The sequence below is a fragment of the Marinobacter suaedae genome (assembly GCF_030519635.1).
Lineage (GTDB): Bacteria > Pseudomonadota > Gammaproteobacteria > Pseudomonadales > Oleiphilaceae > Marinobacter > Marinobacter suaedae.
In genome coordinates this window covers 1,342,331-1,368,915 of sequence record NZ_JAUMIS010000001.1, presented here as the reverse complement: position 1 = coordinate 1,368,915, position 26,585 = coordinate 1,342,331, and the positions used below count along the sequence as shown (strand labels likewise).

Here is a 26,585-nt window from a genome sequence, read left to right as displayed (position 1 = left end):
GGGCGCAAGCCCCGGCCTAGCAAGCCCTCAGGATTTCCCTATCAGCGCGACGGCGAACGCCGTGTTGGGGTGCAGATAGGCAAGCCCTGGGTTTGTGTCCGATTCGAAATTCGACAAGTAAAAGTAGAGGAGGAACACGCACATGTTGTTCATCAGTAAGAAAACCAACCGGAGGGTGCTGTCATGACACTCTGGTTATCCGCAGGCATGATTTTCACCTTTGCCGCCATTGCAGTGATTCTGCTGAAGTGGGGCAATATGAAGGTGATCGGTGTGACCCCGGTTCACACCCTGACGTTCATTGCTATCCTGTTTACTTCCGGTCTGGACGTGGGACTGATCATGTTCCCGCTGACCGAGTTTGGCGGTTATGCCAACGTAACTGAAAACCCGGAATACGGTTTTGCCAATCCGCTCGCCATCGAGTTCGGGTTCTGGGCCTTCCTGATCTGGGGGTTCTATTTCCTGACCTGTTTCTACTTCGCCATCATCGAACCGCGGGTGAAGTTCTTTGAAATTCTGCCGGTCAAGATCATCAACAACGTGGTGATCATCGGCACCTGTGCCTTCACCGCCTACCTGCTGCTGGCGAACCTGCCCTGGTATCTGCCACAACTGGGCGACGGCGAAAGCGTGGTGCCGGCCTTCTACATCATTGTGTTTATCTCGATTGCGCTGGCGGTGTATTCCAGCTCCAAGCTGAAGTACGTGCGCATTCTGAGTGTTGGCTCCAGTGCGCTGTTTATTGGCCTGATTTCGTTCATGTGGGTTCGGGCATTCGTTGTTGGGGAGGGCTCTCCGGGTGACTTCTTCGGTACCGCCGGACTGCTGACTGAGTACTTCACCAACATCCATGAGTTCATCCTGCCGATTAACGATTACCACGAGTTCTACCTGTTCTGGTGGTTCGCCTGGAGCATCATGATCGGTCAGTTTACCGCCCGTTTCGTCAGCGGTATTCGTACCTGGCAGCTGCTGATCGCCATGCTGGTGATTCCGTCCGTCGCCATTGGTGTCTGGTTCACCGTGCTGTACCAGTATCACCGAGAGGGTCTTGAGGTGATGGCGCTGACCAACATCGCGATGATCAGTGTGGGGGTACTGATGGTGATCAACTCCCTGGATTCGTTGATCCGCCTGTACACCGACAACCTGAACCTGACTGCCGAGCGCTTTGGCCAGTTCAACTACCTGCTGTTCAACTTCATTGCCATGGCAGGGCTGACCATGCTGTTCAAGCTGGAGTTCCTGCAGATCCAGTGGGTCGGTGCGCTGGTTATCGCGCTGTACTTCGGCTGCTTTGCTTTCATCCTGTCGACCAAGAGCCGGGATGTGTTCAGCATCGATTCGTCGCCGAAGGAAAATATCCTCGACTTCCACCGGGTGGACGAAGTGGATGAAGCCCACTCAAGCGCTTGATCAAGCGGCCTGATGTGAGAAAAGGGTTGGTCCTGGCGGGCCAACCCTTTTTTTGTCCCTGAACGGAGGACACTCAGTTACAACTGTCCAGCTGATTGATCCAGTCCTCAATCAGCTCGGCTCCCCGACGATCCACCACGTGTACGCTGATCGGTGGCATACGCACCTCCCGCTCAGCCACCATCCTCAGGTACAGCAACGAATTCTCCGCATCTCCGGGCCGCAGCAACACGGCACCGGTCTGTCCCAGATTGCCATTACGGGGTTCGGTTTCGCAGGTGCCGGTCTGACTGAGTGAGGTGGTGATGCGCCAATCCATGGCACTCTGGGTGCTGGCTCCGGGCCGGTGACAATGGCTGCAGTTGGTGTGCAGGTAGCTTCGGGCCCGGGCGTCCAGCGAGGCCTCGGTATCGGTGCTGCGGGTCAGTGTGGTCTGGCGCTGGGCGGAGGTCGGAGTATTTTCCAGCAGGCCGATAGCGGCGAACGTGTTTAGCTGATTGGCGGTTCGGCCGGTCTGCGGGTAGGTGAAATTCCGGTTCAGCTGCGCCACTTCCAGTCCCAGGCTGTTGCCGGCCGCCGAGGTGTGGCACAGGGCGCATTCGCCCGCGGAGGGGTAGTGCCAGATCTGGCCACCGACATCCACATCCCGGCCGCCGGTCACCAGGGTGGCGTCCGATCCGGTGTCGTTCCACTGATAGCTGTAGCCGGACCAGCTGCCATCAACATTATGCAGGTAAAACCGGGTTTCGATCAGGCGCTGATCCAGGGTGAAATTCTTGACCAGTACGGTGCCCCGGGGAAACCGGAAATCACCGCTGGCGTCCACCTCGATGGTGGTTCGGTCGGGCAGGCCGAAGTAGCGGGTCTTGTCGGCCCCGTCGGACCAGAAGGGTTCGATGACGGTGTAGGGAATCAGCCCGTCAGCGGGTTGCGTTGGATCGTTGCTCTGGACGCACCCGGTATCTGACAGTCGCTGAGGCAGTTCGGTCTCCTCCAGTACCGGATCGATCCGGAACAGCCCCTGAAAGGTCACCAGATACAGTTCGCCGTCACGGTCCTCGGCAAAGGAGGCCACGTTGTAGCCGGTTTCCAGCAGAGTGCGGCGCTGATAACTGCCATCACCCTGCGGGTCCAGCGCCCACAGGGTGCCGGTCCCGAAGTCGGAAAACAGGTAGCTGCCACGGAGGGCGGGCATGGTACTGCCCCGGTACACATAGCCGCCGGTAACGGATACACCGTCCCCGCGCCCGTAGGCGGCGACGGGGTCGGTGAACGGGCCGGTGGTGCTGCAACTGTTGCTGGTTCGCTCGAAACCTTCATAGCAGCGCCAGCCATAGTTTCCGCCGAGGGTGATGCGATTGATTTCCTCGAATCGGGTTTCGCCCACGTCTCCGGCCCACAGGTCGCCGGTGGCACGGTCAAAGCTCCAGCGCCAGGGGTTGCGCAGGCCGTAGGCGTAGATCTCCGGCACGGAACCGGAAACGCCGTTGTCCGCCGGGGTGCCGTCAGGCCGGATGCGCAGGATTTTGCCCAGCCGGGTAGACAGGCTCTGGGCCCGGTTACCCGGGTCATCGGCAGAGCCGCCGTCGCCGAGGCCGATGTACAGCAGCCCGTCGGGCCCGAAGGCAATATGCCCGCCATTGTGGTTGGCAAAGGGCTGTGATTGCTCCAGCAGATTAGTCCGAAGCAGGCCGCCGGCGGCACTCTGGCGCAGGCTACGGCCGTTATCGAGGGATTCGAAGCGCGCGACGTAGGAGGTGATGCCACCCCGTTGTTCTGTGAACGACAGGTAGACAAAACCATTGCTGGCAAAATCGGGGTCAAAGGCCATGCCCAGCAGGCCGCATTCCTCGCAGTTGGCGAGTGGGTACACCTCGGACAGATCCACCAGTTCGCTGCGGGTATTGGCGCCGGTATCAAGGCGGTAAACGATGCCGCCCTGCTGCACCACATAGAAGATATTGTCCAGGGAGGGGTGCTGTAGCATCAGCAGCGGGGCGCTGAAGGACAGGTCCCCGGCAACGGGGGTCAGCCGGACATCGGCGGATGGAGAGAAAGCCACACACTCGGCGTTGGCCGGACGTCCGTTCAGACCACCTGTTCCGGAACCGTTACCTGAACCTCCACCACAACCGGCCAGCGCGAGGAAGAAAATCAGATACAGGCAATGTTTCATAAGCCCTGTCCTCCCGGCAGAGCATTAAGAATAGATCATGAATACCGCCCAGCCTGTTGAAGTGGCGGATTCCGTCTCCATTAAGGAACACGTCGGTAGAAAGAACAAAGACTTACTGCCGGCTATAGTGGGGAGTTTTCGTGTCCACGGATCAAAATAGCCAATGCCTATCTTTGGTTTGGGAATTATCAATTTCATCATGACGGCCCGGATCCGTAATCTAGGCGTCGTTAATTCATATATACATCCACCTTTTTAGAAAGGAGTGTTCTTAATGGGCATCATCAACAGCGAGATCAAGCCGTTCAATGCAACCGCTTTCAAACAGGGCGAGTTCGTAGAGATCTCTGAAGCAGACGTGAAAGGCAAGTGGGCTGTATTCTTCTTCTACCCGGCTGACTTCACTTTCGTTTGCCCGACCGAACTGGGCGACGTTGCAGACAAGTACGAAGAGCTGCAGAAGATGGGCGTTGAAGTATTCTCCGTGTCTACCGACACCCACTTCACCCACAAGGCGTGGCACGACACTTCCGAAACCATTGGCAAGATCAACTACTACATGGTTGGCGACCAGACCGGCACCATCACCAACAACTTCGGTGTGATGCGTGAAGGCCAGGGCCTGGCCGATCGTGCGACTTTCGTGATCGACCCGGACGGCGTTATCCAGGCCATGGAAATCACTGCTGAAGGCATCGGCCGTGACGCAGACGACCTGGTCCGCAAGATCAAGGCCGCTCAGTACGTTCGCAACAATCCGGGTGAAGTGTGCCCGGCCAAGTGGAAAGAAGGCGAAGAGACTCTGGCTCCGTCTTTGGACCTGGTTGGCAAGATCTAAGGTAGCCGTAACCCGGACTACCCTGGACAAGGGCCCGCCAGGCGGGCCCTGCGCCAAAAACAAACCCCGGCTTGTGCCGGGGTTTGTTGTTTCTCGGCCCGTGAAAATCGGCCGGGATAAAACCCGTTCAGAGCGCCGCCAGAATGGCCTCCGAACTGGTGGTTTCCAGCCCTTTTTCATCGATGTTCAACAGCGAGACGACGCCATCGTCGATCACCATGGCATAACGCTGGCTACGGATGCCCATTTGCCCGGCGGTCCGGTCCTGGGTCAGGCCGAGCGCAGCCGCAAATTCGCCCAGGCCATCGGCCAGCATCACGATGTGATCGGCATTGTGAGCCTTGCCCCAGGCGTCCATCACAAAGGCATCGTTCACGGACGTACAGATGATGCTGTCGACGCCTTTGGCCTTGATCTTGTCCGCGTCCACCACAAAACCGGGCAGGTGTGCCGCCGAGCACGTGGGGGTGAAGGCGCCGGGGACCGCAAACAGGACCACCTTCTTGCCAGCCATCAGTTCGCCTGTGCGCACCGCCTGGGGGCCATCATTACCCATGACCCGAAGTTCAATATCCGGGACCTTGTCGCCTACCTGAATCGTCATGAATGGGTTCTCCGTTTTTCGCTATGGAAATGGGATGTCTGGTCTTGGTAAAGCTATGGTACATCAGACAGTACTGCCGTAATCCACGTCTCTTGCCTTGAGCTGGTAGAAATGGTCGAGCACCTTGGCCATGTCATCGGCGTTGTAGGGGCGAAGTCCGCTCAGCACCAGACTCTTGGTGACCTCCCCCTTGACCTGTCCGCCGGACAGCAGCCGGTAATTCAGAAACACCTGGCCACGTTTGCCATGGTCCTGCAGGTCCGCGCTCTCCAGTTCCAGATCCGGTGATGTGATGGCCAGGCTGTCCAGTGCCAGGCTCATGCTCTCGTACATCACCATGGGCCGTTCCGGGTTGAACATCACGCCCTTGGATTCCATCAGCGGCTGAAGCGTATGGGGAAAGTTCTTGCCCGATGCCGACACATAACAGCGGGTAAAATCTTCAATCACCTCAGGATCCCGAACCGTGTCGCCGCTTCGGTCTACCTCCAGGTAAACCTTTCCGCTGGCGTCCGCCACTTCAATCCGTTCCTCCGAGGGGGCATGAAATGCCAGGCCCACGTCTTTGCCCAGCAGGGCCTTGAAACAGAAACTCATCCGCTCCGACAGGCCAAAGCGCGAGAGTACCAGCGCGAACAGAAGGTCGCCGGGTACGCAGAAACGGCGGGCATCGGGGTCGTGAATCGGGTTGAAGTCCCCGGCAATTTCCTTGGCAAACTGGCTGGCTTGCACAGGAGTAATCCGAACGAATCCATTTTGAACGGAGTGAAAGCGGTCTAGAAACATGAATGGTTTTACCTGATTATCGCAGAGGCTGTGCGAATGAGTTACCTCCTCTCATCATAATGGAATGCCCTGACACCCTGATATGCGCTATTCGTCCTATCGGCGCCGGGATCTTCGCCTGTTCATTAATGAAATCTATGGTGTTTGAATAGCAAGCGCCTATCAATCTATTAAGGTCAATCAATTTGAGCCGAAGGTGGCGCACCCTTATCGTTACATTCAAGTTCAAACCCGTTGTTATTAACAGTTTCCGTTAACAACGAAAGTATCTAACGCATCGAGTAGGGGAGCACTAACCGTATGTTGGACGCGAACATCAAGGCGCAGTTGAACGCCTACATGGAAAAACTGCAGCAGCCGATCGAGCTGGTGGCGGCCTATGACGATGGCGCCAAGTCCCAGGAACTGAAGGGCCTGCTGGAAGAACTGGCGGCGATGTCCGATAAAATCAGCCTGCGGACCGAGGACAGCGACACCGTCCGTCGGCCATCCTTCGCCATCAACCGGGTCGGCACGGACATTGGTGTTCGGTTTGCCGGTATTCCCATGGGCCACGAGTTCACGTCGCTGGTGCTGGCTCTGCTGCAGGTGGGTGGTCACCCCCCCAAGGTGTCCCAGGACGTCATCGAACAGGTTCAGGCGCTGGAAGGCGCTTTCGAGTTCGATACCTACTTCTCCCTGTCGTGCCAGAACTGCCCGGACGTGGTACAGGCCCTCAACCTGATGAGTGTGCTGAACCCGAACATCAAACACACCTCCATCGATGGCGCCCTGTTCCAGGACGAAGTGGAACAGCGCGAGGTGATGGCGGTGCCCAGCGTTTACCTGAACGGTGAAGCCTGGGGTTCCGGTCGGATGACCCTGGAAGAAATTGTCGCCAGACTGGACACCAAGTCGGACGAGAAAGAGGCTGAGAAGCTGAACCAGAAAGATCCGTTCGAGGTGCTGGTCATCGGTGGTGGGCCGGCCGGTTCTGCGGCCGCTATCTACGCCTCCCGCAAAGGCATTTCTACCGGTATTGCAGCAGAGCGCTTTGGTGGCCAGGTGGCCGACACCATGGGTATCGAGAACCTGATTTCCGTGCCCTACACCGAGGGTCCCAAGCTGGTGGCTGCCATGGAGCAGCACGTTAATGAGTACGATGTCGACATCATGAACATGCAGCGGGCGGAAAAGCTGATTCCTGCTGCCCGGACTGGCAGCCTGCATGAAGTGCGCCTGGCCAATGGCGCATCCCTGAAAGCGCGGACCCTTGTCCTGTCCACCGGCGCCCGCTGGCGCCAGCTGGGTGTTCCGGGTGAGGACGAGTACCGTAACAAGGGCGTCGCCTACTGCCCGCACTGTGACGGCCCGCTGTTCAAGGGCAAGCGTGTCGCAGTCATCGGTGGCGGTAACTCCGGCGTGGAAGCGGCCATCGATCTGGCCGGGATTGTCGGCCACGTGACGCTGATCGAATTCGGTGCCGAGATGCGTGCAGACGACGTACTGCAGAGGAAACTGCGCAGTCTGAAGAACGTGGAAATCATTACCTCCGGCCAGACCACCGAAATCACCGGTGAGAACGGCAAGGTCAATGGCCTGAGCTACACCGATCGCAACACCGGTGATAACCACCACGTTGCCCTCGAGGGTGTGTTTGTTCAGATTGGCCTGGTGCCCAACACCGAGTGGCTGAAAGGCGACATTGAGCTGAGCCAGCACGGAGAAATCGTGGTGAACGATCGGAACGAAACGTCCATTCCGGGTGTGTTCGCAGCAGGTGACGCGACCACGGTACCCTACAAGCAGATCGTGATCTCCATGGGGGAAGGCTCCAAGGCCGCCCTGAGTGCCTTTGACTTCCTGATCCGGAATTCCGCTCAGGATGACGAGGAGGATGTCCAGGCGGCCTGATGTTGCCCGGGCGTGGAACCTGAAGAGGGGGCCAGTACTGGCCCCCTTTGCTTGTTGGCACCCTGCTATTGCAGTAAGTTATGGCGCTTCCTAAGCCATTGACCAGGAGTTCTGGGTGCCTGTATTGAAGATTGTTACTCGCTCGACCCTGCTGGCAGTGCTGTTTTGCTATTCGTTTCTGGCTTCGGCAAGCGGTACCCGACCGAACGTCGTTTTCCTTTCCCCTGATGACTCCCGTTTCTGGAACCTGGTGTCCGGGTTCATGACCGCCGTTGCCACTGATCTGGAGATGGACCTGGAAGTGCTGGTTGATGAGGAAGAGCACCGGTTCAGTTACCTGAAACTGGCCAGGAAGGTTTTGAACCGGCCCGAAAAACCGGATTATCTGGTGTTTATGTGCAAGGAAAATGTAACGACCCAGATGCTGAGCCTGGCCAACGCTGTGGGCGTCAAGGTCTTTACCTTCAATACACAGGTGCCGGAAGACACCAGAGCGGCGGTGGGTTCGCCCCGGGATAGCATGCTTGGCTGGCTGGGTCACCTCAGTGCGGACAACGTCGCTGCTGGGGAGATGCTGACCCGGTTCCTGGAGCAACAGGTTCGTCAGCAGGGTATCGTGCAATCGGACCAGCCGGTCCCGCTGATTGCCCTCGGCGGTACGCTCGATTCGTCAGCCTCCAAGGATCGCAGCCAGGGCCTTATGGCAGCGGCCGATGGCCAGGGTATTGACCTTGCCCAACTGGTCTCCGCGGACTGGAACGGCGATGCAGCGGCGTACAAGACCGGCATCCTGCTAAAGCGTTATCCGGATACCCGGTCGGTCTGGAGCGCCAGCGACGGAATGGCGCTGGGAGCCCTGGATGCGGTGAAACAGGTTGGCCTGGTGCCCGGTAAGGACATACTGGTCGGTGGCGTTGACTGGGAGCCCAGGGCGCTGGATGCCATCGAGCGTGGCGAAATGGCTGTGAGCCTGGGGCGCCACTTTATGGCCGGCGGGTTACTGATGGTGTTGTTGCACGATTATCACCACGGCCAGGATTTTGCGAGTCAGCCCGAGGACTCCGTGCTGCAGTACAAGTTGCACGCAGTGACCCGTGAGAATGTGGAACAGGTGCAAAGCCTGCTGAATCCGGATAACTGGCAGGCGGTGGATTTCCGCCGGTTCAGCCGGGTGCATCATCCCGAGCAGGCCAGCGCCTTGAACAGTGCCGATCAATTGCTGGATGCGTTCACAGATGCCCTGGCCGGCAGTGGTGCGAAAGATGTGCAGGTCACCCGCGCCGAGCCGGAGCCCGCTGGTGGCTGATCAGCCGACTTCCGATGCCAGGGTGCGAGGCCCGGCAGCAATGAGCTGGCGACTCTCGAACAGGTGAGGGTAAGCCGCCTGTACTCCAGCCACTATGAACTCGTGTGGCACATCCCCGAACACCCCGTGATCCCTCACATATTCCATATGAGCCTGACCGGATTCGGTGTATTCCTGAAACACCGAATCGTTCACCCCGTCAAAGGCCAGTGGTTCCACGTTCATCAGTTCGCACAGTGACCGGTTAAAGGCCGGCGTGGCTTTCACCCACTGCCCGTTCAGGAACAGCTCGATAAACCCGTGCATGCAGAACACATCAGATTGCAGGTACTCGATCAGCTTCGGGCTCGACAGGTGGTTGCGCACATCTGCCAGGGCCAGGCGGCTGGGGATGCCCAGGGCACGGGCGGCAGCCCCAAGTAATACCGCCTTCGGGATGCAGTAGGTTTCGCCCGAGGTCAGAGCGTAACTGGCCGTGAGCGTGACCGGGTCAGTCTTGAACACGTAGGGGTTATAAGTGATGCCGTCCCGCACCGCCAGGTACAGGGTCTTGATCCGCTCAATGGGGTCTTCTGGCACGCCAGCAAGCTGCTTTTCCATCCAGTCACGGATGGCCGGGTGCTGGTAGTCAAAGAAGGTGGTGCTCTGAAGATAGGATTCCATGCAGGCGTATTCCGGATTGGCGACATCGGGCCACCATCGTCTTCAATGAGCAAGCTACTGGCAATGACAAAATCTGCCACATTGACTGCCGGGAGGGCTCAACCTGATCAGTCTGACGGTTTCCGGACCAGTTCGTAGGCGCAGATGTTGACCGAGGTGGCCAGGTTCAGGGATTCAATATCGCCGCGTCCCTCGATGGTGTAGGCCGTTGTTCCGAGCTTTTCCAGTGCCTGTCGTGGTACACCCCGGGCTTCATTACCGAACAGGTAGCAATCGTGCCGGTGAAACCCTTCGCTGGTCAGCTGTTTGCCGTTCAGGTCGAGACTGGCAATGTTGCTGTACCGTCTGGCCAGGATGTCCAGAGGTACGTCGGTTTCCAGAGGCAGGTGGAAGAGGGCGCCCATGCTTGCCCGTACCACCTTGGGATTGTACGGATCAACACTGCCGGGGCTGAGCAGGCAGCGGAAGCCCCCGAACCAGGCAAGGGTGCGCAGAATGGTACCCAGGTTGCCCGGGTCCTGAACTTCATACAGGTAAATTGCCCGTTCCCCGTCAACCGGGCTTATTTCCTGATTCCCGTCGGGGATGGGCACCACCGCCAGAATCCCCTGGGGATGCTGGGTATCGGCCAGTTGCGCCATCTGGCGATCGCCGACGACGTGTGTGGTAAACGGGCTTTGCCAGTGTTCGTAGGCCTTCGTCACGTAGAGTTCGGCGTTGCGCAACGCTGGCTGGTGTGCTGCCGCCTTCTGCAGCTCATGCACCAGATGTTCACCCTCCACCAGATAATGTTTGAACGCATTGCGGTATTTTTTCTGGTGCAGTTTCCGGATGTCATTCAGTTTCACGGTGATGGCCTGTGTGTCTCGTGGGGGCTCCAGCGGCAGGTCAGGCTGGCGGTACGACGGGTTGATTGTACGTGGGGCCGGGGCGGCTGTCAGGGTTTTGCCGGGCACGGAGGCGACACGTACAATATGAGACTGTCCTCCTCCGGTTTGAAGAATCCCTATGGCCCGATCAAAAAGTAGCAACCGCTGGCTTGAAGAGCACGTCAACGATCCCTTCGTGAAACAGGCGCAGCTGGATGGTTATCGTTCCCGAGCCAGCTACAAGCTTCTGGAAATCAGCAAGAAGGATCGCTTGATCCGTCCCAACATGGTAGTGATGGATCTGGGTTCGGCGCCTGGCGGCTGGTCCCAGGTGGCGGCCGACCTGGTTGGGCACAAGGGCCGGGTCATCGCTTCGGACATCCTGCCGATGGACCCGATTGCCGGCGTGGAGTTCATCCAGGGCGATTTCACCGAGAACGAGGTGTTTGATGAGATCATGGCGACCCTCGGTGATACCCCGGTGGATGTGGTGATCTCGGACATGGCGCCGAACATCAGCGGCATCGCCGTGGCGGACCAGGCGTCCTCCATGTATCTGGTGGAACTGGCGCTGGATATGGCCTGCCAGGTGCTCAAGCCGAAAGGCGACTTCCTGGCCAAAGTGTTTCAGGGCGAGGGCTACGACGAGTACCTCAAATCCGTACGCGCCGCGTTCGACAAGGTGGTGGTGCGCAAGCCGGACTCCTCCCGCGCCCGCTCCCGGGAGGTTTATATTCTGGGCAAGGGCTTCAAGGGCTGATCACGGTGTGTACCAGATCGGGCTGGTCCATGCCCGTTCCTGTATCGAGGTCGGAAGATCCTTCGGCGGTTCGACCCCGAGTTTCACCGCGTCATACAACGACCAGCGCGGCGTAGGTATTTGCAGCACGCGGGCGTAGTAAACCGCCCGTTGATCGGCCTGGAAATCCGGGTCCGTCCATACGGTTGCTAATTGGGTATCGCCAATGTCGTTGGTATAGGTGGCGTCCCTGGTGTTGACGGTGTTACCCACCGGAGGAACATCGCCATCCTCGGCGGCCTTGCGTCCGTCGGACAGGGCCACATCGTAGATTGTCTCCTGGGGTTCGCCGTTCTCATCCAGCCAGCCCTTGATGATCTGAATGCGATCCAGATTGGCGCCGTTGGCCTCTTTCATGGCGTGGATCAGGAAACTGGGGGCTTTGCCATCGGGTGCTGCCGTCAGGTCGCCGCCCATAGGCACACCTTTGTCGTAGGCCGCTTTTAACCAGTCGCTTTCTGCGAGGCTGTTTTCGCCGTAATCAAACCCGCCAAAGAATCTTACCTTCAGGCGCGGGCCCGATGTGGCGTAGGTTTCCTTTCGGGCAATTGCCTCAAAAATCTCCTCGCGAGTGTTAGCTCCGGCCCAGACACCGGCGACACCGCCACTGCTGAATTGCCGAACCTGCTTGGCAGCGGCTTCACTGACTCCGGGCGGGCCTTCAAGGCGGTGTTTGGGGTCGTTTTCGAAACCGAACTTGCCGGAGTAGTTGTCCTCTTCAATGGTCGCGGCCGAGTTGTGGGTGTCCGAGTCACCGATGAAACCGTATTTGAACGGATTGCCGTTGCCTTCGGCTTCCAGTTTCAGACCCCGGATCAGCGCTTCACGCATGTAACCGCCCTTTTTCTTCTCAGGTGGGGTTGCGGTTGAAGCGAGGGTGTAATCCCAAAGCTCAAAACCGCCAAACTCATCGTTCGGTGAGAGTTTCGGATGAGTTTCCGAGGTGCCCTTGATCTGCGTGATCTCATATACCGGCTCGTTACGCATGCGGTTTTCGGCATAGTCTTCGGTCAGGGCACTGCCACCGTATGACTGTTCCGTCGGGAACATCAGGCCATTACTTGCGTTACCATTGTGGGGTACCGCGAGTACTTCGGCTCCGTTTTCCCGCTGCTGATTCATCCACGCCCAGAGCTCTTCGGGCACATCGGTGTCGACCGCCGACAGTGGCTTGTCGGGCAGGTTTTCCGAGCCTTTGAAGAACACGATCCGATGCAGATTCTGCCAACTGGGGTTGGAGGTCCATTCAAACCCGACAAAGGTGGTGAACTTGCCGGGTTCGTAGTGCTTGTCCGCGTTCTTGATCACCTTTGACCAAATATCGGTGCTGATTTCGTCGCTGCCCAGTATCGGATCCTTGTTCCGGTTAGAGATGCCATCGAGTATTTCGGTGTAGGCGTCGAACGAGGCCTTGGGATCATCCCCGGTAATGGCGTCCGCCAGTGGATGCTTGCTGGCGGGGCTGTCTTCATCGGCCATCATCGGCAGGGCGCCGAGGTATTCGGCGTGGTCCGCCACGATGTACCAGTCCAGGGGAACTTTGATTTTCAGAGGCGTGCCATCACCACCCCCGGGGATTTCCTCACCCTTGGCCCACCGGTAGGCACCATCCGGGCCGGTGGCGGCGCCATTGATGTACGCGTCGAAAGACCAGCTTGAGTGAATGTGGAAATTGCCGAAATACACATCGTTCTGAGGATTCAGATCGGGTTCGGCGGCAACCGCCGGAAAGCTCAGGCCAATCGCAAGCAAGGCGGTGGATAATGTTTTGGGATCGGTCATTTAGGAACCTGCTGCGTTGATGTGCAATAAGGTTTGCAGCCTGTCCTGAAACGGCCAGCGAACATCCAGCTGTTCAGTTGTTGGCTATCTAATAAACGTAGCAGCGAATCGCCAATCAGCCATTACACCGGCACCGGTGAGTGACGGGCGGTCATGAGTGACTGAGCATAGAGTATCAACGGAAGCCAGTGCCAGGGATCATGGACGGATCTGGTGGTCTAGTATTGTTGGTCTATTCCCGGATAAAGGATGGTGACAATGACTCTGTTCAGGAAGCTGGTGTTCGTGGTTTCCGCGCTACTGTTTTCTGGTCTGGCGCAGGCGGCTGATGGCCTGATTGCGGTCAAAAGTAACCACAGCGTATCGGACACCACGGAAAGGCTGGTTGCTGCCCTGCAGGACAAAGGCATGATGGTCATGAACCGGATCGATCACGCCGCTGGCGCCGGATCGGTGGGCGCCGAGTTGCGACCCACCGAGGTGGTGATTTTCGGCAACCCGAAAGTGGGGACGCCCCTGATGCAGTGTGCCCAGAGCGTGGCGGTGGATCTGCCCCAGAAGGCCCTGATCTGGGAGGATAACGAGGGGCAGGTCTGGCTGGGATACAACGATCCCGCCTATCTGAAGGTGCGCCACGGGATCGAAGGCTGTGATGAGGTTCTGGCGAAAGTGGAAGCTGCCCTGGATAATTTTGCCAGTATGGCCACGCGCTGATTCGACGCTTGAGGCAACCGCGCCCGGCCGGGCGTTGCTGCAAAATTTTACACCAAACCGCGAGTGACTGTGGCAGGCTGCGCAGCTCTCGAACCGATTGGCGTCCTCCGGAGCTCGGGGATGACCGGTTTTTCTTACGGTAAAAGGTGATGGTGGTATGGCTTCACGTCGAAAGAATTCAAAGCGTCCTTTATGGCATCCGGCCTTTCTGGGTGCCTGGATCACGGTTTTCATCCTCTGGTTGGTGTCCTTATTGCCGATGGCGACCAAGCAACGTTTCGGTGACTGGCTGGGGCGTAAACTGGCGCGCAAACTGAAATCCAGGGCCAGGGTCGTGGATGCCAACCTGAAGGCCTGCCTGCCAGAACTGGATGACGCTGCCCGGAAGCGGCTGGTTGAAGATACGTTCGTTGCGTCAACCCGCGGTATGCTGGAAAGCACCCACGCCTGGTGGCGGGATGTCGCTCCCTACTGCGAAAGCGAGATCGTTCTGGGTCGGGAGCACCTGGAAGAGGCCAGGGAGCAGGGCCGGGGGGTGCTGCTGATTGGTGGCCATTACAGCATCTTTGATTTTGCCCTTCCGCTGGTTGCCAGCAACCTGGATAAGCCCGGCTATATGTATCGCCCGAACAACAATCCGGTGATTGACCGGATGATCGAGCGGGGCCGGCGTCGCCATTTCAACATTCGCCCGTTTACCAAGCGCGAGCTGCGCCCGATGATGGAGTTCCTGAAAGAGGGGGGGCAGGTCTGGTATGCGTGTGACCAGGATTTTGGTCGCAAGACCGAAGTGTTTGCGCCTTTCTTCGGGATTCAGGCCGGGTGCATTACCACCCCCAGTTACATCGCCCGGGAATCCGGAGCGGCGATTATCTGTGTCAGCCATCTGAGGCTGCCCGATGGTGGCTACCGGGTCGAGTTTTCGCCCATTCAGGAAGGGTTTGGTGACGATCCGAAACAGGATGCGGAAACCTGGAACCGCTTTATCGAGCGCACCATTCGGGAGTTGCCAGACCAGTACCTGTGGCTGCACAAACGTTTCAAAACCCGCCCCGAAGGCGCCCCCAGCATTTACTGAATCTGGCCGCCATTTGGTTTCTTTAGCGCTGGGGTGAATAAAAACACCTATAGCTTATTCCCCAGTGCTCTGTTAGTGTGCCTGCATCCTGCCTCTAGGGATTCCGCAGTTTTTGGCGAATGACCGCCATGCGAACCTCCATACGACCTGTCAGAGGACGTCACCCCGTTGAACGGCGCGTGACCGTAGTCGTCTTTTTTCCATGAATCATCATGGCATCTGCCCGCATTCACCGGTCCCGGCGTTCGTGGAGGCAGAATAATCAAGAGTTGATCTTATATGAGTTTTTCTTCACTCGGCTTGTCCGAGCAGCTGGTACGTGCCACTTCCGAGCAGGGTTACGAAACCCCGTCCCCCATCCAGGCCAAGGCGATTCCCGCGGTACTGTCCGGCAAGGATGTTATGGCCGCCGCACAGACAGGAACCGGCAAAACCGCCGGCTTTACCCTGCCGCTGCTGCAGCGCCTGTCGGAAAAGCCACGCACCGGCAAGGGGCCTCGTGCCCTGATCCTCGCACCGACCCGCGAACTGGCGGCTCAGGTACACGACAACGTAGCCCGCTACAGTGCGTACCTGCCCACCCGTTCCGCCGTGGTGTTTGGCGGGGTGAAAATTAATCCGCAGATGATGAAGCTGCGCAAGGGTCTGGACGTTCTGGTGGCAACGCCGGGACGTTTGATGGATCTGTACCAGCAGAACGCCGTTCGCCTGAACGAGGTGGAAGTGCTGGTGCTGGACGAAGCCGACCGGATGCTGGACATGGGCTTTATCCGCGACATCCGCAAGATTCTCGCGCTGTTGCCTGAAAAACGTCAGAACCTGCTGTTCTCCGCCACTTTTTCGAACGAGATTCGCTCACTGGCGCAGGGCCTGCTGGATAACCCCGTGCAAGTGGAAGTGGCCGCTCGCAACACCACCGCAGAGCGGGTGAAGCAGTCGGTTTACCCGGTGGATCAGAGCCAGAAAACGGCACTTCTGAGCAAGCTGGTTCGCGATCACAGCTGGGAACAGGTACTGGTATTTACCCGCACCAAGCACGGTGCCAACCGCCTGACCCAGAAGCTGGAGCGCGATGGCATCACCGCCGCAGCGATTCACGGCAACAAGTCCCAGGGCGCACGTACCCGGGCCCTGAATGAATTCAAGCAAGGGGATATTCGTGTCCTGGTGGCCACCGACATCGCTGCCCGGGGCCTGGACATCAAGCAGTTGCCGCAGGTGGTGAATTTTGAGCTGCCCAATGTGCCGGAAGACTACGTGCACCGTATCGGTCGGACCGGTCGTGCCGGCGAGAGCGGCCACGCCCTGTCACTGGTGAGTGCTGACGAAGGCAAATTGCTGGCGGGTATCGAAAAGCTGATCAAGAAGCAGTTGCCGCGTACGGTGGTGGACGGTTTTGAACCGACCAACAACCTGCCGCTCAAGCCGAAGGCCAAGGCCGATCCGAGCAAGGCGCGCAAGCGCCCGGGTGGCGGTAACGGCAAACCGCGCAGCTTTGGTGCCAAGCCCGGCGGCCGCAGTGGTAACCGTGGTAATGATAATGGTAATGGCGGTGGCGGCCAGCGTGGCCGCAGTCAGCGCGCCAGTGCCTGACCTGCCATAAAGGAAAGCCAAAAAGGCGGAGCACATGCTCCGCCTTTTTGTTTGTGTCGGATTAAAAAAGCGGGGCCATCAAGGCCCCGCGAGGGGAGTGTACCGTCGGCTTGCTTGCACCCCCCGGTCAGCCGGCCGGACGGTACAGACTTAAAACTTGTAGGTCAGACCCACCATGTAAACCCAGGGGTCGATCTCGACGTCCAGCTTACCGGTGGTGATTTTGCTGCCGTCGGCGGCGTAAACACCGATATCGGCGTCGGTGTCGATATCAATCCACCAGACGGTCGCGTTGACTCCCAGGTTGTCGGTGATCAGGTAGTCGAAGCCCAGTTCACCGGCCAGGCCGAAACTGTCGTCCAGCTTGATATCTGTCCGGTCGACGGTGCCGGCTGGCGTTCCCAGCACCGCCTGCGCCGCACCATCCAGGGTATCGGTCAGTGTCTGGGTGGTCTTCTCTTCAAAGAAGTTGGTGTAGTTCACGCCGAGGCCAGCGTACGGCTGGAACTTGCTGCCAGAGGGCATGGGGAAGAACTGTACGGTAACGGTTGGCGGCAGATGCTTGGTCTCGGCCAGTTTGCCGGTGCCGCTCAGGGCAGCGCCGTCGCCTTTAATGTCGTGCTTGAACGGCGTTGCGGCCAGCACGCCCAGACCAATCTGGTCGGTCATCATGTAGGTGAGGGTGAGCCCCAGCTGGGTGTCCTTATCGACACTGACCTGAGCCCCGTCAACGACCTCCAGCCCGGGCAGGGAGGTTCGCAGGTTGCTGCTGGATGAATCCGGGTCCACGGTGGCAGCGCCGGCGCGACCGATGAAGTCGCCAGCCTCATAGGCATTGGCAATGGGCGCAGCAGCCAGCAAGCTGGCGGCAATAACACTGAGTTTGAATGCTTTGGACATGTTCGTCTCCTGTACCTGAAAGTCTTGATGGGTTCAGGTTACTCCTCAAGGAGACGGGAAAATTGATCTGAGGCAAGATTCGCCAGCGCCGCAGGTGGCTGCATCTGAGGGCTTGATATAACTCAATAAAAGTAGCGCTGGCGGGCTTTTACGGATTGTCAGGCCGGGCGCTTTTTGTTCCCCGGCAGGGATTCCTCGGGAATGAAAACGTCCCGGACGGACAGTGGCTGCCCCTGGGCATCCTGCACCTGTACCGGGCCGATAGGCTGGCCGCTGGTGCGATCGCGCAGATCGAGCGGTTGTTCGTCCGGCGCCGGGTTCCACTTGTCGCCCCACTGGCGCAGCGCGATCACCACGGGGAACAGATCCCGGCCCTTGTCGGTCAGGCGGTATTCGAAGCGTGAGCCATGCTCACCCACATCCACCTTCTTCAGTACTTCGTTATCCACCAGGCGAGCCAGGCGATCACACAGAATGTTCTTGGCGATGCCCAGTTCCTGCTGAAAATCCACGAACCGGCGGGTGCCGTACATGGCGTGCAGCACAATCAGCAGGGACCACCAGTCACCGACCTCATTCAGGGCGCGGGCGACGGAGCAATTGGAGTCATCAAAACGTTTTCTGGCCATGTAGGGCAGTGTAGCGAATAGGGTTGCATTTTAAAACCAAATTGAATAGGGTTGCGTTAAGAAACCAAATTGATGAGGTAGCTACTTTGTTTTCGAGCCCTCATCCACAGCCTGAATCCTTATGAAGGAGTTTTTTTGATGAGCATGAATCTGGGTCCCCTGTTCGAACCGTTTGAGATTCAGAACCTGAAGCTCCGCAACCGTGTGGCCATGGCGCCCATGACCCGGAATTTTTCACCCGGTGGCGTGCCTACTGATGAAGTGGTGGAGTATTACCTTCGCCGCGCCGAGGGTGGGGTTGGTCTGCTGATCACAGAAGGCACCACGGTCAATCATGACGGCGCCAACGGTTATCCGAATGTACCGGCGTTTCACGGCGATGAAGCGCTGGCCGGCTGGAAGAAGGTGGTCGACGCGGTGCACGACGCGGGCGGCAAGATTTTCCCCCAGCTCTGGCATGTGGGTGCGGTGCGTAAAGAAGGCACCGAGCCGGATCCGTCCGTGCCTGGTTACAGCCCGTCCGGCCTGTTTGCTCCAGGCAAGCCAAATGGCAAGGCGATGACCAAGGACGACATCGATGATGTGATCAAAGCGTTTGCCGACGCCGCTCAGGACGCCAAGGCCATTGGCTTTGACGGTGTCGAGATTCACGGTGCCCACGGCTACCTGCTGGACCAGTTCCTGTGGGAAGGCACCAACCAACGTGACGACGAATACGGCGGCAGCATGGAAAACCGTCTGCGCTTCGTGGTCGAAATCGTTGAGGCGGTACGTCATCAGGTCGGGCCGGACTTCCCGATCATGCTGCGTTTCTCCCAGTGGAAGCAGCAGGACTACGAGGCCCGTCTGGTGAACAGCCCGGACGAGCTGGACGCCTTCCTGAAGCCGCTGGTGGAAGCCGGCGTGGACATCTTCCACGCATCCACCCGTCGATTCTGGGAGCCGGAATTTGAAGGTTCCAACCTGAACCTGGCCGGCTGGACCCAGAAGCTGACCGGCAAACCGACCATGTCGGTGGGCAGTGTCGGCCTGACCGAGGACTTCATCAGTGGCACCTTCGCCAGCAAGAAAGAGGCGGTGGAGCAGGCCGGTATCGACGAACTGGTTGAGCGGATGAACAACCGGGAGTTTGAACTGATTGCTGTAGGCCGGGCCCTGCTGCAGGACCCGGAGTGGCTGGTCAAAGTGAAGGAAGGCCGGCTGAGTGAAGTCGAGGCCTTCGCCAGGAAGTCACTGGCCAAACTGTACTGATCTGCGTACCTCTTCAGCCCCGGTAATCCCGGGGCTTTCTTTGCCTGCGGATTAACCCCGCAGGCCGCTGACCAGTTTGTCGATGCTGTCCTTGGCATCCCCGAACAACATGTGGGCGTTATCCTTGAAGAACAGCGGGTTTTCCACGCCGGAATAGCCGGTGGCCATGCCCCGCTTGAGGATCACCACGGTTCGCGCCTTCCAGACTTCCAGCACCGGCATGCCGGCAATGGGACTGCCGGGATCCTCCGCGGCGGCCGGGTTCACGGTGTCGTTGGCACCAATCACCAGCACCACGTCGGTTTCCGGGAAATCCTCGTTGATCTCGTCCATTTCCAGCACGATGTCATAGGGAACATGGGCTTCGGCCAGCAGGACGTTCATATGCCCGGGTAGCCGCCCGGCCACCGGATGGATGCCGAAACGGACGTTCACACCCTTGTCCCGAAGGATCTTGGTCATGTCGCTGACGCCATTCTGGGCCTGGGCCACCGCCATACCGTAACCCGGCACGATAATCACCGAGTCGGAGTTGCGGAGTTCCTCGCACACATCGTCGGCGCTGATCTCCTGGACCGACTGGTCACCATCCACCGCTGCGCTGCTGCCGCCGCTCTGGCCAAAACCACCCAGAATGACGCTGATAAACGAGCGGTTCATCGCCCGGCACATGATGTAGCTGAGAATGGCACCGCTGCTACCCACCAGTGCGCCGGTGACAATCAACAGGTCATTGCCCAACATGAAGCCGATGGATGCCGCCGCCCAGCCGGAATAGCTGTTCAGCATGGACACCACCACCGGCATGTCGGCACCGCCGATGGCCATGATCAGGTGAACCCCCAGGGCAGAGGCTATGAGCGTCATCACGACCAGGGCGACGATGCCCAGGGTCATGCTGTCGGTGCCAAGAAACCACGCGCCCAGTGCCACGGAGGCGATCACCGCCGCCAGATTCATCAGGTGCCGGCCCGGTAGCGTGAGGGGCTTGCTGTCGATGCGGCCATCGAGTTTTCCACAGGCCACCAGCGAACCGGTGAACGTGATGGCGCCGATGAAGATGCCCACGAACACCTCCACCAGTTTGATCGTGTGTTCGGTGCCGGTGGTGGCTTTCAGGGGTTCGATGTAACCGGCGAAACCCACCAGCACAGCGGCCAGACCGACAAAGCTGTGCAGCAGGGCCACCAGCTGTGGCATCTGGGTCATTTCGACCCGGTTGGCGATCAGGATGCCGCCCGCGGCACCCAGCAAAACGGCAATGGCAATGGCGATCAGGCCACCACCGGTCACCCCGGCGACGGTGGCCACCAGGGCGATGAGGATGCCGGCCACACCGTACCAGTTGCCCCGACGGGCGGATTCCTGGTGGCTGAGCCCACCCAGGCTGAGAATGAACAGAACGCTGGCCACCACATAGGCGACACTGACGAGTCCGGTGCTCATGGTTGTGCCTCCTATTTACGGAACATTTTCAGCATGCGGTGGGTGACCCGGAAGCCCCCGCCCACATTGATGCTGGCAATCAGCACCGCCACAAACGCCATGATCCCGACGGCAATGTTTTCAGCCTGCGCCAGATGCAGCATGGCGCCGATCACGATGATGCCGCTGATGGCGTTGGTCACGCTCATCAGGGGCGTATGCAGGGACGGTGTCACGTTCCAGATCACCTGCCAGCCGATGAAGCAGGCCAGCACGAACACGGTGAAGTGACTCAGGAAACTTTCGGGGGCATAGGCTCCGACTCCGTAGAGTGCGGCCGCCGTCACGGCCAGCAACGCCAGCTTGCCAATGACTTTGCCGGTCGCTGCCGCTTTGCCCGATTTCTTCGTTTCCGGCACGGCGGGTTCTTCAGTACCCGGAGCGGGTTTGGGGCTGACCGCTGATTTGGGGGCCGGTGGCGGCCAGGTGATGTCCTTGCCGTTGACCACCGTCAGTCCGCGGATGACCTCGTCTTCCATATCCACCACCGGTACGCCGTCTTTCTCTGGCGTCAGCTCGGTGATCAGATGGAACAGGTTGGTGGCGTACAGGTCACTGGCCACCTTGGCCATGCGGCTGGGCAGGTCGGTGTAGCCAATGAGGGTGACGTCGTGTTTCTGGGCAACCTTGCCGGGCTCAGTCAGCTCGCAGTTGCCACCCCGCTCGGAGGCCAGGTCGACAATCACGCTGCCCGGTTTCATGGATTTCACCATGTCCTCGGTGATCAGCTTGGGTGCCGGTTTGCCGGGGATCAGGGCGGTGGTGATGATGATGTCCACCTCCTGGGCCTGTTCGGCGAACAGGGCCATTTCCGCCTGGATGAATTCATCGCTCATCTGCTTGGCGTAGCCGCCGGAGCCGCTGCCGTCCTCGTCACCGAAGTCCAGCTCCAGGAACTGGGCGCCCATGCTTTCGATCTGCTCTTTCACTTCCAGCCGGGTGTCAAACGCGCGAACCACCGCGCCCAGGCTGTTGGCCGCGCCCACGGCCGCCAGACCGGCCACACCGGCACCAATTACCATTACCTTGGCGGGCGGTACCTTGCCGGCGGCAGTGACCTGGCCGGTGAAGAACCGGCCAAAGTGGTTGGCGGCCTCAATCACCGCACGGTAACCGGCGATGTTGGCCATGGCGCTCAGGGCGTCCATCTTCTGGGCCCGGCTGATGCGGGGCAGGCTGTCGATGGCAAAGCTGGTGATGTGTCGTGCCGCGAGCTTCTCCAGCAGATCGGCGTTCTGGGCCGGCCAGATGTAGCTGGCCAGGTAAGCGCCTTCTTTCATCAGATCCGCTTCGTGTACGCCCAGCGCCGGGTTCTCCATGGGGGCGCGGACTTTCAGGATAAAGTCCGCTTCCTGCCACAGGGATTTGGTGTCCGCCGCCAGAGTAGCGCCGGCGTGCTCGTAGGCGTCGTCCTGGTAGTGCGCGGCTTCGCCGGCGCCGGGTTCGACGATCACCTCGTAACCAAGGTCGATCAGCTTGTGGACGGACGGTGGGGTTGCGGCGACCCGTTTCTCGTCCGTGAAAATCTCCTTCGGGATGCCCAGTTTCATTTTGCCCGCCTCCTCCGGCCGAATCGATGAACCAGGTGTCACCTCTGAAGCCTAGTGCAAGCTGAAAAAACTGCCTGCTTTTAGCGACCTGCAGTCATCATCCTGTGCGCCAGTACCCGTTTGCCCGCTCCTCTGACATGCCGCCAATGCCCCCTGCGCCAGGGACGTGCAGTCCGCGCTGTACTCTTTTGCCTTCGAACAGAATCCCGGCTGGAGCCGGATGTTCGCCCGGCAGAAAATGCGGTGCGGCGCCCTTCTGACGCTTGATATAAACTGCCCGGACGACTCGTTAGCAACGGACGAAGGAGGCAGGGCAGAGTATGGCTGGTGGTACATGGCGGACAGGCGTAGCAGTTGTGCTGATGTTGTCAGCCACTGTCCGGGCGGCTGAACCCGCCTGTGGGCTGGAGGTGCGGACGGAGCTGGACCAGCTGTACTGTGATCTTGTCGCCCGGGGTGAGGGCGCTCGTTTACCATCGCCTGTGGATTTCCGGCGCAACGATCCCGGCGTACAGGCCCTGTTATTGCGCCGGCCGGCCCAGCGCCACGGGCTGACGGTGCCTGACGCCGTGGCGGAACTCGAAACACCGGAGCCGAAACCGGAACCCAATACCACGGCTGCGACTGGTTCGCGGCCAGTATCCCCCGTGGAACCACCGGCTTTGCCTGGTCTGGCCCCGTCCTTATCCTTATCGGATTGCCAGCTGGCCGGGGATCACATCCGCTGCCCCGAGAGCTCTTTCCTGCTGGCGGAAAATCAGCCCAACAACCGGCTCGCCCCTGGCGTACTCGGGGACGAGAATCGTCTGGGACTGACTTCCTTTGAGGGCAACAGGCAGGACCCGGACGCCGTGCGCCAGTATCTGTCCACCGCCTATGACCGTTACATCCCTGCCATGCTCAGCATCGGGCTGGGCGCCAATACCATGAGCTTCACCGCGTTCCACAACGCATTTCACACCCTGGAGGACGGCGGCGTGGACTTCGCGGCCCGTATGGAAGAGACCTTTCGTCTGCTGAAGCAGGACAAGAAGACCCTGGCCGTGAAGGCCCGCTACCATGACAACCTGCCAGAGCGCCTGGAGCAGTGCCAGGTGATCAACCGGAACATCATCGTGTGCGATAACGTGCGAACCAACTGGGTGTACGTGCAGGAGGGCCGTTAAGCATCGCCGGCCTCCAAAGCGTCCGGGTAGTGCTCCTCCAGCAACTCGTTCACCACGGCCAGGTTCTGGCCAAGCTTCTTGAGACCCAGCAGGCGTGTCCGGCTGAACCTGGCGTCCCTGGGCACAAGTCGCAAAATATAGGCGGCGCGACTGCCCTGATGCACATCCTCTGACTTGTGGAAAAAAGCGTTGCAGAACAGAAGCGCGTCGCCGGCGTCGAGCGACGGCGTGAACTTGGTCCGCTCCAGGTAAGCGTATTCCTGCTCGGTGATCTGAAACGGGGGATGTGGGGGCACCGACGGGTCGACGACTCGAACCAGGCTGTGCAGCTGGTTGGCTTCGCGAATGAGCGATAATCGAACCGCCCCTTCCTCCATGACAATCGACAGCTGTCCGGAGCCCGCCTCCCTGACCGGCATCAGCGGTATCCAGACCGTGAGCATATCCTCGGGGTGCTCCATGAAGCCGATGGAGTCGAAGTCGGTATGGAACGGGAACCCCTGGTCCTCGGGTTTCTTCTCCAGGTAAAGATCGGCCAGAATACGGTAGTTGGGCAACAGCTTTTCGATGATGCCGGTGATGTCTAATTCCGGGTCGCGGAACACCATCGGGCCATAGATCGCCTTGTTGTAGATGTCTGCGTACCAGGTCTCCCCATTTGGCATGGCGTGCAGCCTGGCCGCCAGTTTCTCTCGTGTCTCGTCGCTGAGTACTTTGCGTACTACCTCACCATGATGGGGAGAAATGCTCTTCAGAAAGTCGGAACGGGCATGCATAGGGATCCCCCTTGCGTCTGGGGTGGGAATAAAAAGCAGCAAATCCACGCTAACAAATGCGAATCCATAACCCAAATCGCTCTTGCATGGACTCTGGGCAGAGCAGTTAAACAAAAGCGAGCGTTCACGCGTCTCGCTCTTCGGTCCGTTTTTGCCCGCTCCTCCATGTTTAGCCCGATGCACATTTTTTGCAGGACGGAGCGCCTGGAAATCCGTGCTGGTGTTCTTCTATCTCCATGAATTAGATTAGAAATTGGCGCTGAGATCCAGGTTTGGACGGGACGATGTCGTTGCGGTTTAATGCGAATTCAAACTAAAAGGCTGTTAGGGAGTAAGGAAATACCATGGATCAGGCAGAATATTGGTACGCGGTCGCTTCAGTGCTGCTGTTCTTCAAAATGTTTGCTATCTCCCTCTATCAAGGGTTCCATCGAATCGGGAAGGGCACGTTTAAGACTCCTGAGGATGCTGCTTTCGTCGGACGTGAGCCCGCAAAAGAGGAATTGCCCCAAGTTCAGAGAGCTGCGCGAGCTTGGTTGAATGACCTAGAGAATATTCCCATTTTTCTAGCCCTCGGCATTGCATACGTTTGGGCCGGTGCGGCCCCAGGCATGGCGGTATGGCTTTTCCTCGTGTTCACGGCCGCACGCTACCTCCACACTCTCTTCTATCTGTGCGGAATTCAGCCTTGGAGAACAGTGGCGTATGCAGTTGGGGTTGTCTGTATGTTTGTCATGAGCATTCAGATTCTCGGGGCACTTCCCTAACAAATAGTTGTAGTTTGTTCCGGCCTACACCGGACGCCCTTGTCAGGGCGCCGCTAAACCAAAGAGTTGATCGCCCAATCTGAATGTCCGCTTTGCGGCCCCAGCGGCTAAACTCTGTCGTCATCGTCCTGCCATACTGGGGTTCTAACACTAACCAGACACGGTACAGGCCGGATAGGTTAACTTCCGTACGGTGAAAAAGCCTTTGAGCGTGTACAGTTACGCCCATTCTTTCTGGCTGGAACCCACTCGATGTTTGACGCGTTTGTCTCGACTTTTGTCAGCAGTACCATCCGTTTTCTGTTTCTTCTGGCGCCCTTTTTTGTGGTGACCATGTTCCTCGCCCTGACCCGGGGAGCACCAAAAGCGGAGAAGTCCTCGATCATCCGGCGCGCCACCGTTTCGGCGTTTGTGCTGGGGGTGATTCTGTTCTTCGCCGGGCCCCTGCTGTTCAATGCCATCGGCATCACGCTGAATTCGTTCCGGATCGGCGCCGGCTGTTTGCTTTTCCTGACCGCCATCAGCCTGGTTACCAGTGGTACCCGGAACCACGCCACCGGCCTGCCAGATGAGGACCGCGACGATGTGGCGGTGGTCCCGCTGGCGATTCCGGTGATGATCGGTCCGGCCACCATCGGTGCGATCATGGTCTACGGGGCTGAGCTCAAGGCCTTCCCAGCCGTGGCGGGTGGCCTGCTGGGGCTGGTGGCTGCGTTGATCATCATGGCGGTGTTGCTGCACCTGTCCGGTTATCTGGAACGGGTTCTGGGCAAGACCGGGCTGAACGTTTTGTCGAAGATCACGGGTCTGATCGTATCTGCCATGGCGGCGGAGATTGTTCTGACGGGTATTGCCGGGTTTATTGCCTCCACATAGAGTGGGGGTGAATGATCCGCCAACGGAGTCGTATGTCCGCCAACACCATTGAAATCAACCGTGCCCGCCAGAGCTTTGCCGGCGTTTCGGCGATCTGGCTGTTTGGCTACGGTTCGCTGATCTACAAAGTGGATTTCCCGTTTCTGGAACAGCGTCCTGCCACCATCCGGGGCTGGCAGCGCCGGTTCTGGCAGGGCTCTCACGACCATCGCGGTACCCCGGAAGCGCCCGGCAGGGTGGTGACGCTGGTCGAACAGCCGGATGCGGTGTGCAAGGGTATGGCGTACCGGGTGTCGCCTGCGGTGTTCGAGCATCTGGATGTGCGGGAGAAGAACGGTTACCTGCGCTTTACCACCCGGCTTACCTTCGACGACGGCAGCCACGGCGAAGGTGTGGTGTACATCGCTACGGAGGACAACGAGGCCTTCCTGGGCCACGCACCGGACGAAGACATTGCCCGGCAGATTGCCCGGGCATCCGGCCCCAGCGGACCCAATTCCGAATACCTCCTGCGGCTTGCCGACTCCCTGCGGCAGTTGGGAGACGACTGTACACACACCTTTGCCATCGAACGCCACCTCAAAACGGTCCCATTCGACGACGAATAGTCCTCGTAACGTCAAGGGCGCGCCGCTTTCCGTAAAGATTATGCAAAGCCGGGGCGC

The 26,585-nt window shown here is 59.0% G+C and carries 24 protein-coding genes; 13 read left to right on the top strand and 11 right to left on the bottom strand.

All coding sequences use genetic code 11. From position 1 onward, the window contains the following. Positions 1–183 precede the first annotated feature (183 nt). Positions 184–1,419: a BCCT family transporter gene (locus QVZ43_RS06325; protein WP_302909277.1), complete on the top strand. Its 1,236-nt coding sequence runs from the start codon at positions 184–186 to the stop codon at positions 1,417–1,419. Between the two features lie 73 nt (positions 1,420–1,492). Here the strand turns inward: QVZ43_RS06325 and QVZ43_RS06320 are convergent, their stop codons facing one another. Next, positions 1,493–3,595: a PQQ-dependent sugar dehydrogenase gene (locus QVZ43_RS06320; protein WP_302909276.1), complete on the bottom strand. Its 2,103-nt coding sequence runs from the start codon at positions 3,593–3,595 to the stop codon at positions 1,493–1,495. A 274-nt stretch (positions 3,596–3,869) separates the two neighbouring features. Here QVZ43_RS06320 and ahpC point away from each other — a divergent pair, with 274 nt between their 5' ends. Further along, a complete protein-coding gene (gene ahpC / locus QVZ43_RS06315; protein WP_223795022.1) occupies positions 3,870–4,433 on the top strand; it encodes an alkyl hydroperoxide reductase subunit C in 564 nt (187 codons plus the stop codon). Positions 4,434–4,560: 127 nt separating this feature from the next. Here the strand turns inward: ahpC and QVZ43_RS06310 are convergent, their stop codons facing one another. Further along, a complete protein-coding gene (locus QVZ43_RS06310) occupies positions 4,561–5,037 on the bottom strand; it encodes a peroxiredoxin (RefSeq protein ID WP_302909275.1) in 477 nt (158 codons plus the stop codon). Between the two features lie 63 nt (positions 5,038–5,100). Then, positions 5,101–5,823, bottom strand: a complete 723-nt coding sequence (locus QVZ43_RS06305; RefSeq protein WP_302909274.1) for a DUF3581 family protein — start codon at positions 5,821–5,823, stop codon at positions 5,101–5,103. A gap of 300 nt (positions 5,824–6,123) precedes the next feature. On the opposite strand from QVZ43_RS06305, the gene ahpF reads away from it, so the two are divergent. Beyond that, positions 6,124–7,716 (top strand): alkyl hydroperoxide reductase subunit F, encoded by a 1,593-nt coding sequence (gene ahpF, locus QVZ43_RS06300; protein WP_302909273.1) that lies wholly within the window; start codon positions 6,124–6,126, stop codon positions 7,714–7,716. Positions 7,717–7,831: 115 nt separating this feature from the next. Further along, positions 7,832–9,022: an ABC transporter substrate-binding protein gene (locus QVZ43_RS06295; protein WP_302909272.1), complete on the top strand. Its 1,191-nt coding sequence runs from the start codon at positions 7,832–7,834 to the stop codon at positions 9,020–9,022. On the opposite strand, the gene QVZ43_RS06290 is transcribed toward QVZ43_RS06295, so the two are convergent. Together QVZ43_RS06290 and QVZ43_RS06285 are read right to left on the bottom strand one after the other, a co-directional pair. Then, positions 9,023–9,685: a transglutaminase-like domain-containing protein gene (locus QVZ43_RS06290; RefSeq protein WP_302909271.1), complete on the bottom strand. Its 663-nt coding sequence runs from the start codon at positions 9,683–9,685 to the stop codon at positions 9,023–9,025. It abuts the gene before it with no gap. A gap of 107 nt (positions 9,686–9,792) precedes the next feature. After that, positions 9,793–10,533 (bottom strand): TrmH family RNA methyltransferase, encoded by a 741-nt coding sequence (locus QVZ43_RS06285; RefSeq protein WP_302909270.1) that lies wholly within the window; start codon positions 10,531–10,533, stop codon positions 9,793–9,795. A gap of 160 nt (positions 10,534–10,693) precedes the next feature. Here QVZ43_RS06285 and rlmE point away from each other — a divergent pair, with 160 nt between their 5' ends. Next, on the top strand, positions 10,694–11,314 hold the full coding sequence (rlmE, locus tag QVZ43_RS06280; protein ID WP_223795015.1) for a 23S rRNA (uridine(2552)-2'-O)-methyltransferase RlmE: 621 nt from the start codon (positions 10,694–10,696) through the stop codon (positions 11,312–11,314). On the opposite strand, the gene QVZ43_RS06275 is transcribed toward rlmE, so the two are convergent. Beyond that, the gene (locus QVZ43_RS06275) at positions 11,315–13,135 is read right to left on the bottom strand and encodes a DUF3604 domain-containing protein (protein WP_302909269.1); all 1,821 of its coding nucleotides are present in this window, start codon (positions 13,133–13,135) and stop codon (positions 11,315–11,317) included. Between the two features lie 258 nt (positions 13,136–13,393). Between QVZ43_RS06275 and QVZ43_RS06270 the strand changes: the two genes are divergently transcribed. The 3 genes from QVZ43_RS06270 (at position 13,394) to QVZ43_RS06260 (ending at position 16,520) form a co-directional block, all read left to right on the top strand. Further along, the gene (locus tag QVZ43_RS06270; protein ID WP_302909268.1) at positions 13,394–13,849 is read left to right on the top strand and encodes a DUF302 domain-containing protein; all 456 of its coding nucleotides are present in this window, start codon (positions 13,394–13,396) and stop codon (positions 13,847–13,849) included. Between the two features lie 157 nt (positions 13,850–14,006). Next, positions 14,007–14,927 (top strand): lysophospholipid acyltransferase family protein, encoded by a 921-nt coding sequence (locus tag QVZ43_RS06265; protein ID WP_302909267.1) that lies wholly within the window; start codon positions 14,007–14,009, stop codon positions 14,925–14,927. 279 nt (positions 14,928–15,206) lie between these two features. Next, a complete protein-coding gene (locus QVZ43_RS06260; RefSeq protein ID WP_302909266.1) occupies positions 15,207–16,520 on the top strand; it encodes a DEAD/DEAH box helicase in 1,314 nt (437 codons plus the stop codon). A gap of 150 nt (positions 16,521–16,670) precedes the next feature. Here the strand turns inward: QVZ43_RS06260 and QVZ43_RS06255 are convergent, their stop codons facing one another. Further along, positions 16,671–17,420: an OmpW/AlkL family protein gene (locus tag QVZ43_RS06255; protein ID WP_302909265.1), complete on the bottom strand. Its 750-nt coding sequence runs from the start codon at positions 17,418–17,420 to the stop codon at positions 16,671–16,673. 158 nt (positions 17,421–17,578) lie between these two features. After that, positions 17,579–18,049: a winged helix-turn-helix transcriptional regulator gene (locus QVZ43_RS06250; protein ID WP_302909264.1), complete on the bottom strand. Its 471-nt coding sequence runs from the start codon at positions 18,047–18,049 to the stop codon at positions 17,579–17,581. A 138-nt stretch (positions 18,050–18,187) separates the two neighbouring features. On the opposite strand from QVZ43_RS06250, the gene QVZ43_RS06245 reads away from it, so the two are divergent. After that, positions 18,188–19,300 carry an NADH:flavin oxidoreductase gene (locus tag QVZ43_RS06245; protein ID WP_302909263.1) on the top strand — a complete coding sequence of 371 codons (1,113 nt, stop codon included), beginning with the start codon at positions 18,188–18,190 and terminating at the stop codon, positions 19,298–19,300. Between the two features lie 51 nt (positions 19,301–19,351). Here QVZ43_RS06245 and pntB read toward each other — a convergent pair whose 3' ends face one another. Further along, on the bottom strand, positions 19,352–20,746 hold the full coding sequence (gene pntB / locus QVZ43_RS06240) for a Re/Si-specific NAD(P)(+) transhydrogenase subunit beta (protein ID WP_223795007.1): 1,395 nt from the start codon (positions 20,744–20,746) through the stop codon (positions 19,352–19,354). An 11-nt stretch (positions 20,747–20,757) separates the two neighbouring features. Further along, a complete protein-coding gene (locus QVZ43_RS06235) occupies positions 20,758–22,335 on the bottom strand; it encodes a Re/Si-specific NAD(P)(+) transhydrogenase subunit alpha (protein WP_302909262.1) in 1,578 nt (525 codons plus the stop codon). A 362-nt stretch (positions 22,336–22,697) separates the two neighbouring features. Between QVZ43_RS06235 and QVZ43_RS06230 the strand changes: the two genes are divergently transcribed. After that, positions 22,698–23,501: a hypothetical protein gene (locus QVZ43_RS06230; RefSeq protein WP_302909261.1), complete on the top strand. Its 804-nt coding sequence runs from the start codon at positions 22,698–22,700 to the stop codon at positions 23,499–23,501. Here QVZ43_RS06230 and QVZ43_RS06225 read toward each other — a convergent pair. Further along, positions 23,498–24,277: a phytanoyl-CoA dioxygenase family protein gene (locus QVZ43_RS06225; RefSeq protein WP_302909260.1), complete on the bottom strand. Its 780-nt coding sequence runs from the start codon at positions 24,275–24,277 to the stop codon at positions 23,498–23,500. The two genes, QVZ43_RS06230 and QVZ43_RS06225, sit on opposite strands and share 4 nt — an antisense overlap. Before the next feature lie 344 nt (positions 24,278–24,621). Here QVZ43_RS06225 and QVZ43_RS06220 point away from each other — a divergent pair, with 344 nt between their 5' ends. From QVZ43_RS06220 to QVZ43_RS06210, 3 genes are all read left to right on the top strand, one after another. Then, positions 24,622–25,044, top strand: a complete 423-nt coding sequence (locus tag QVZ43_RS06220) for an MAPEG family protein (protein ID WP_223795003.1) — start codon at positions 24,622–24,624, stop codon at positions 25,042–25,044. Between the two features lie 252 nt (positions 25,045–25,296). Next, complete coding sequence (locus QVZ43_RS06215) at positions 25,297–25,920, top strand: MarC family protein (RefSeq protein ID WP_302909259.1); 624 nt, start codon at positions 25,297–25,299, stop codon at positions 25,918–25,920. A 32-nt stretch (positions 25,921–25,952) separates the two neighbouring features. Continuing rightward, the gene (locus QVZ43_RS06210; protein WP_302909258.1) at positions 25,953–26,528 is read left to right on the top strand and encodes a gamma-glutamylcyclotransferase; all 576 of its coding nucleotides are present in this window, start codon (positions 25,953–25,955) and stop codon (positions 26,526–26,528) included. Positions 26,529–26,585 lie beyond the last annotated feature (57 nt).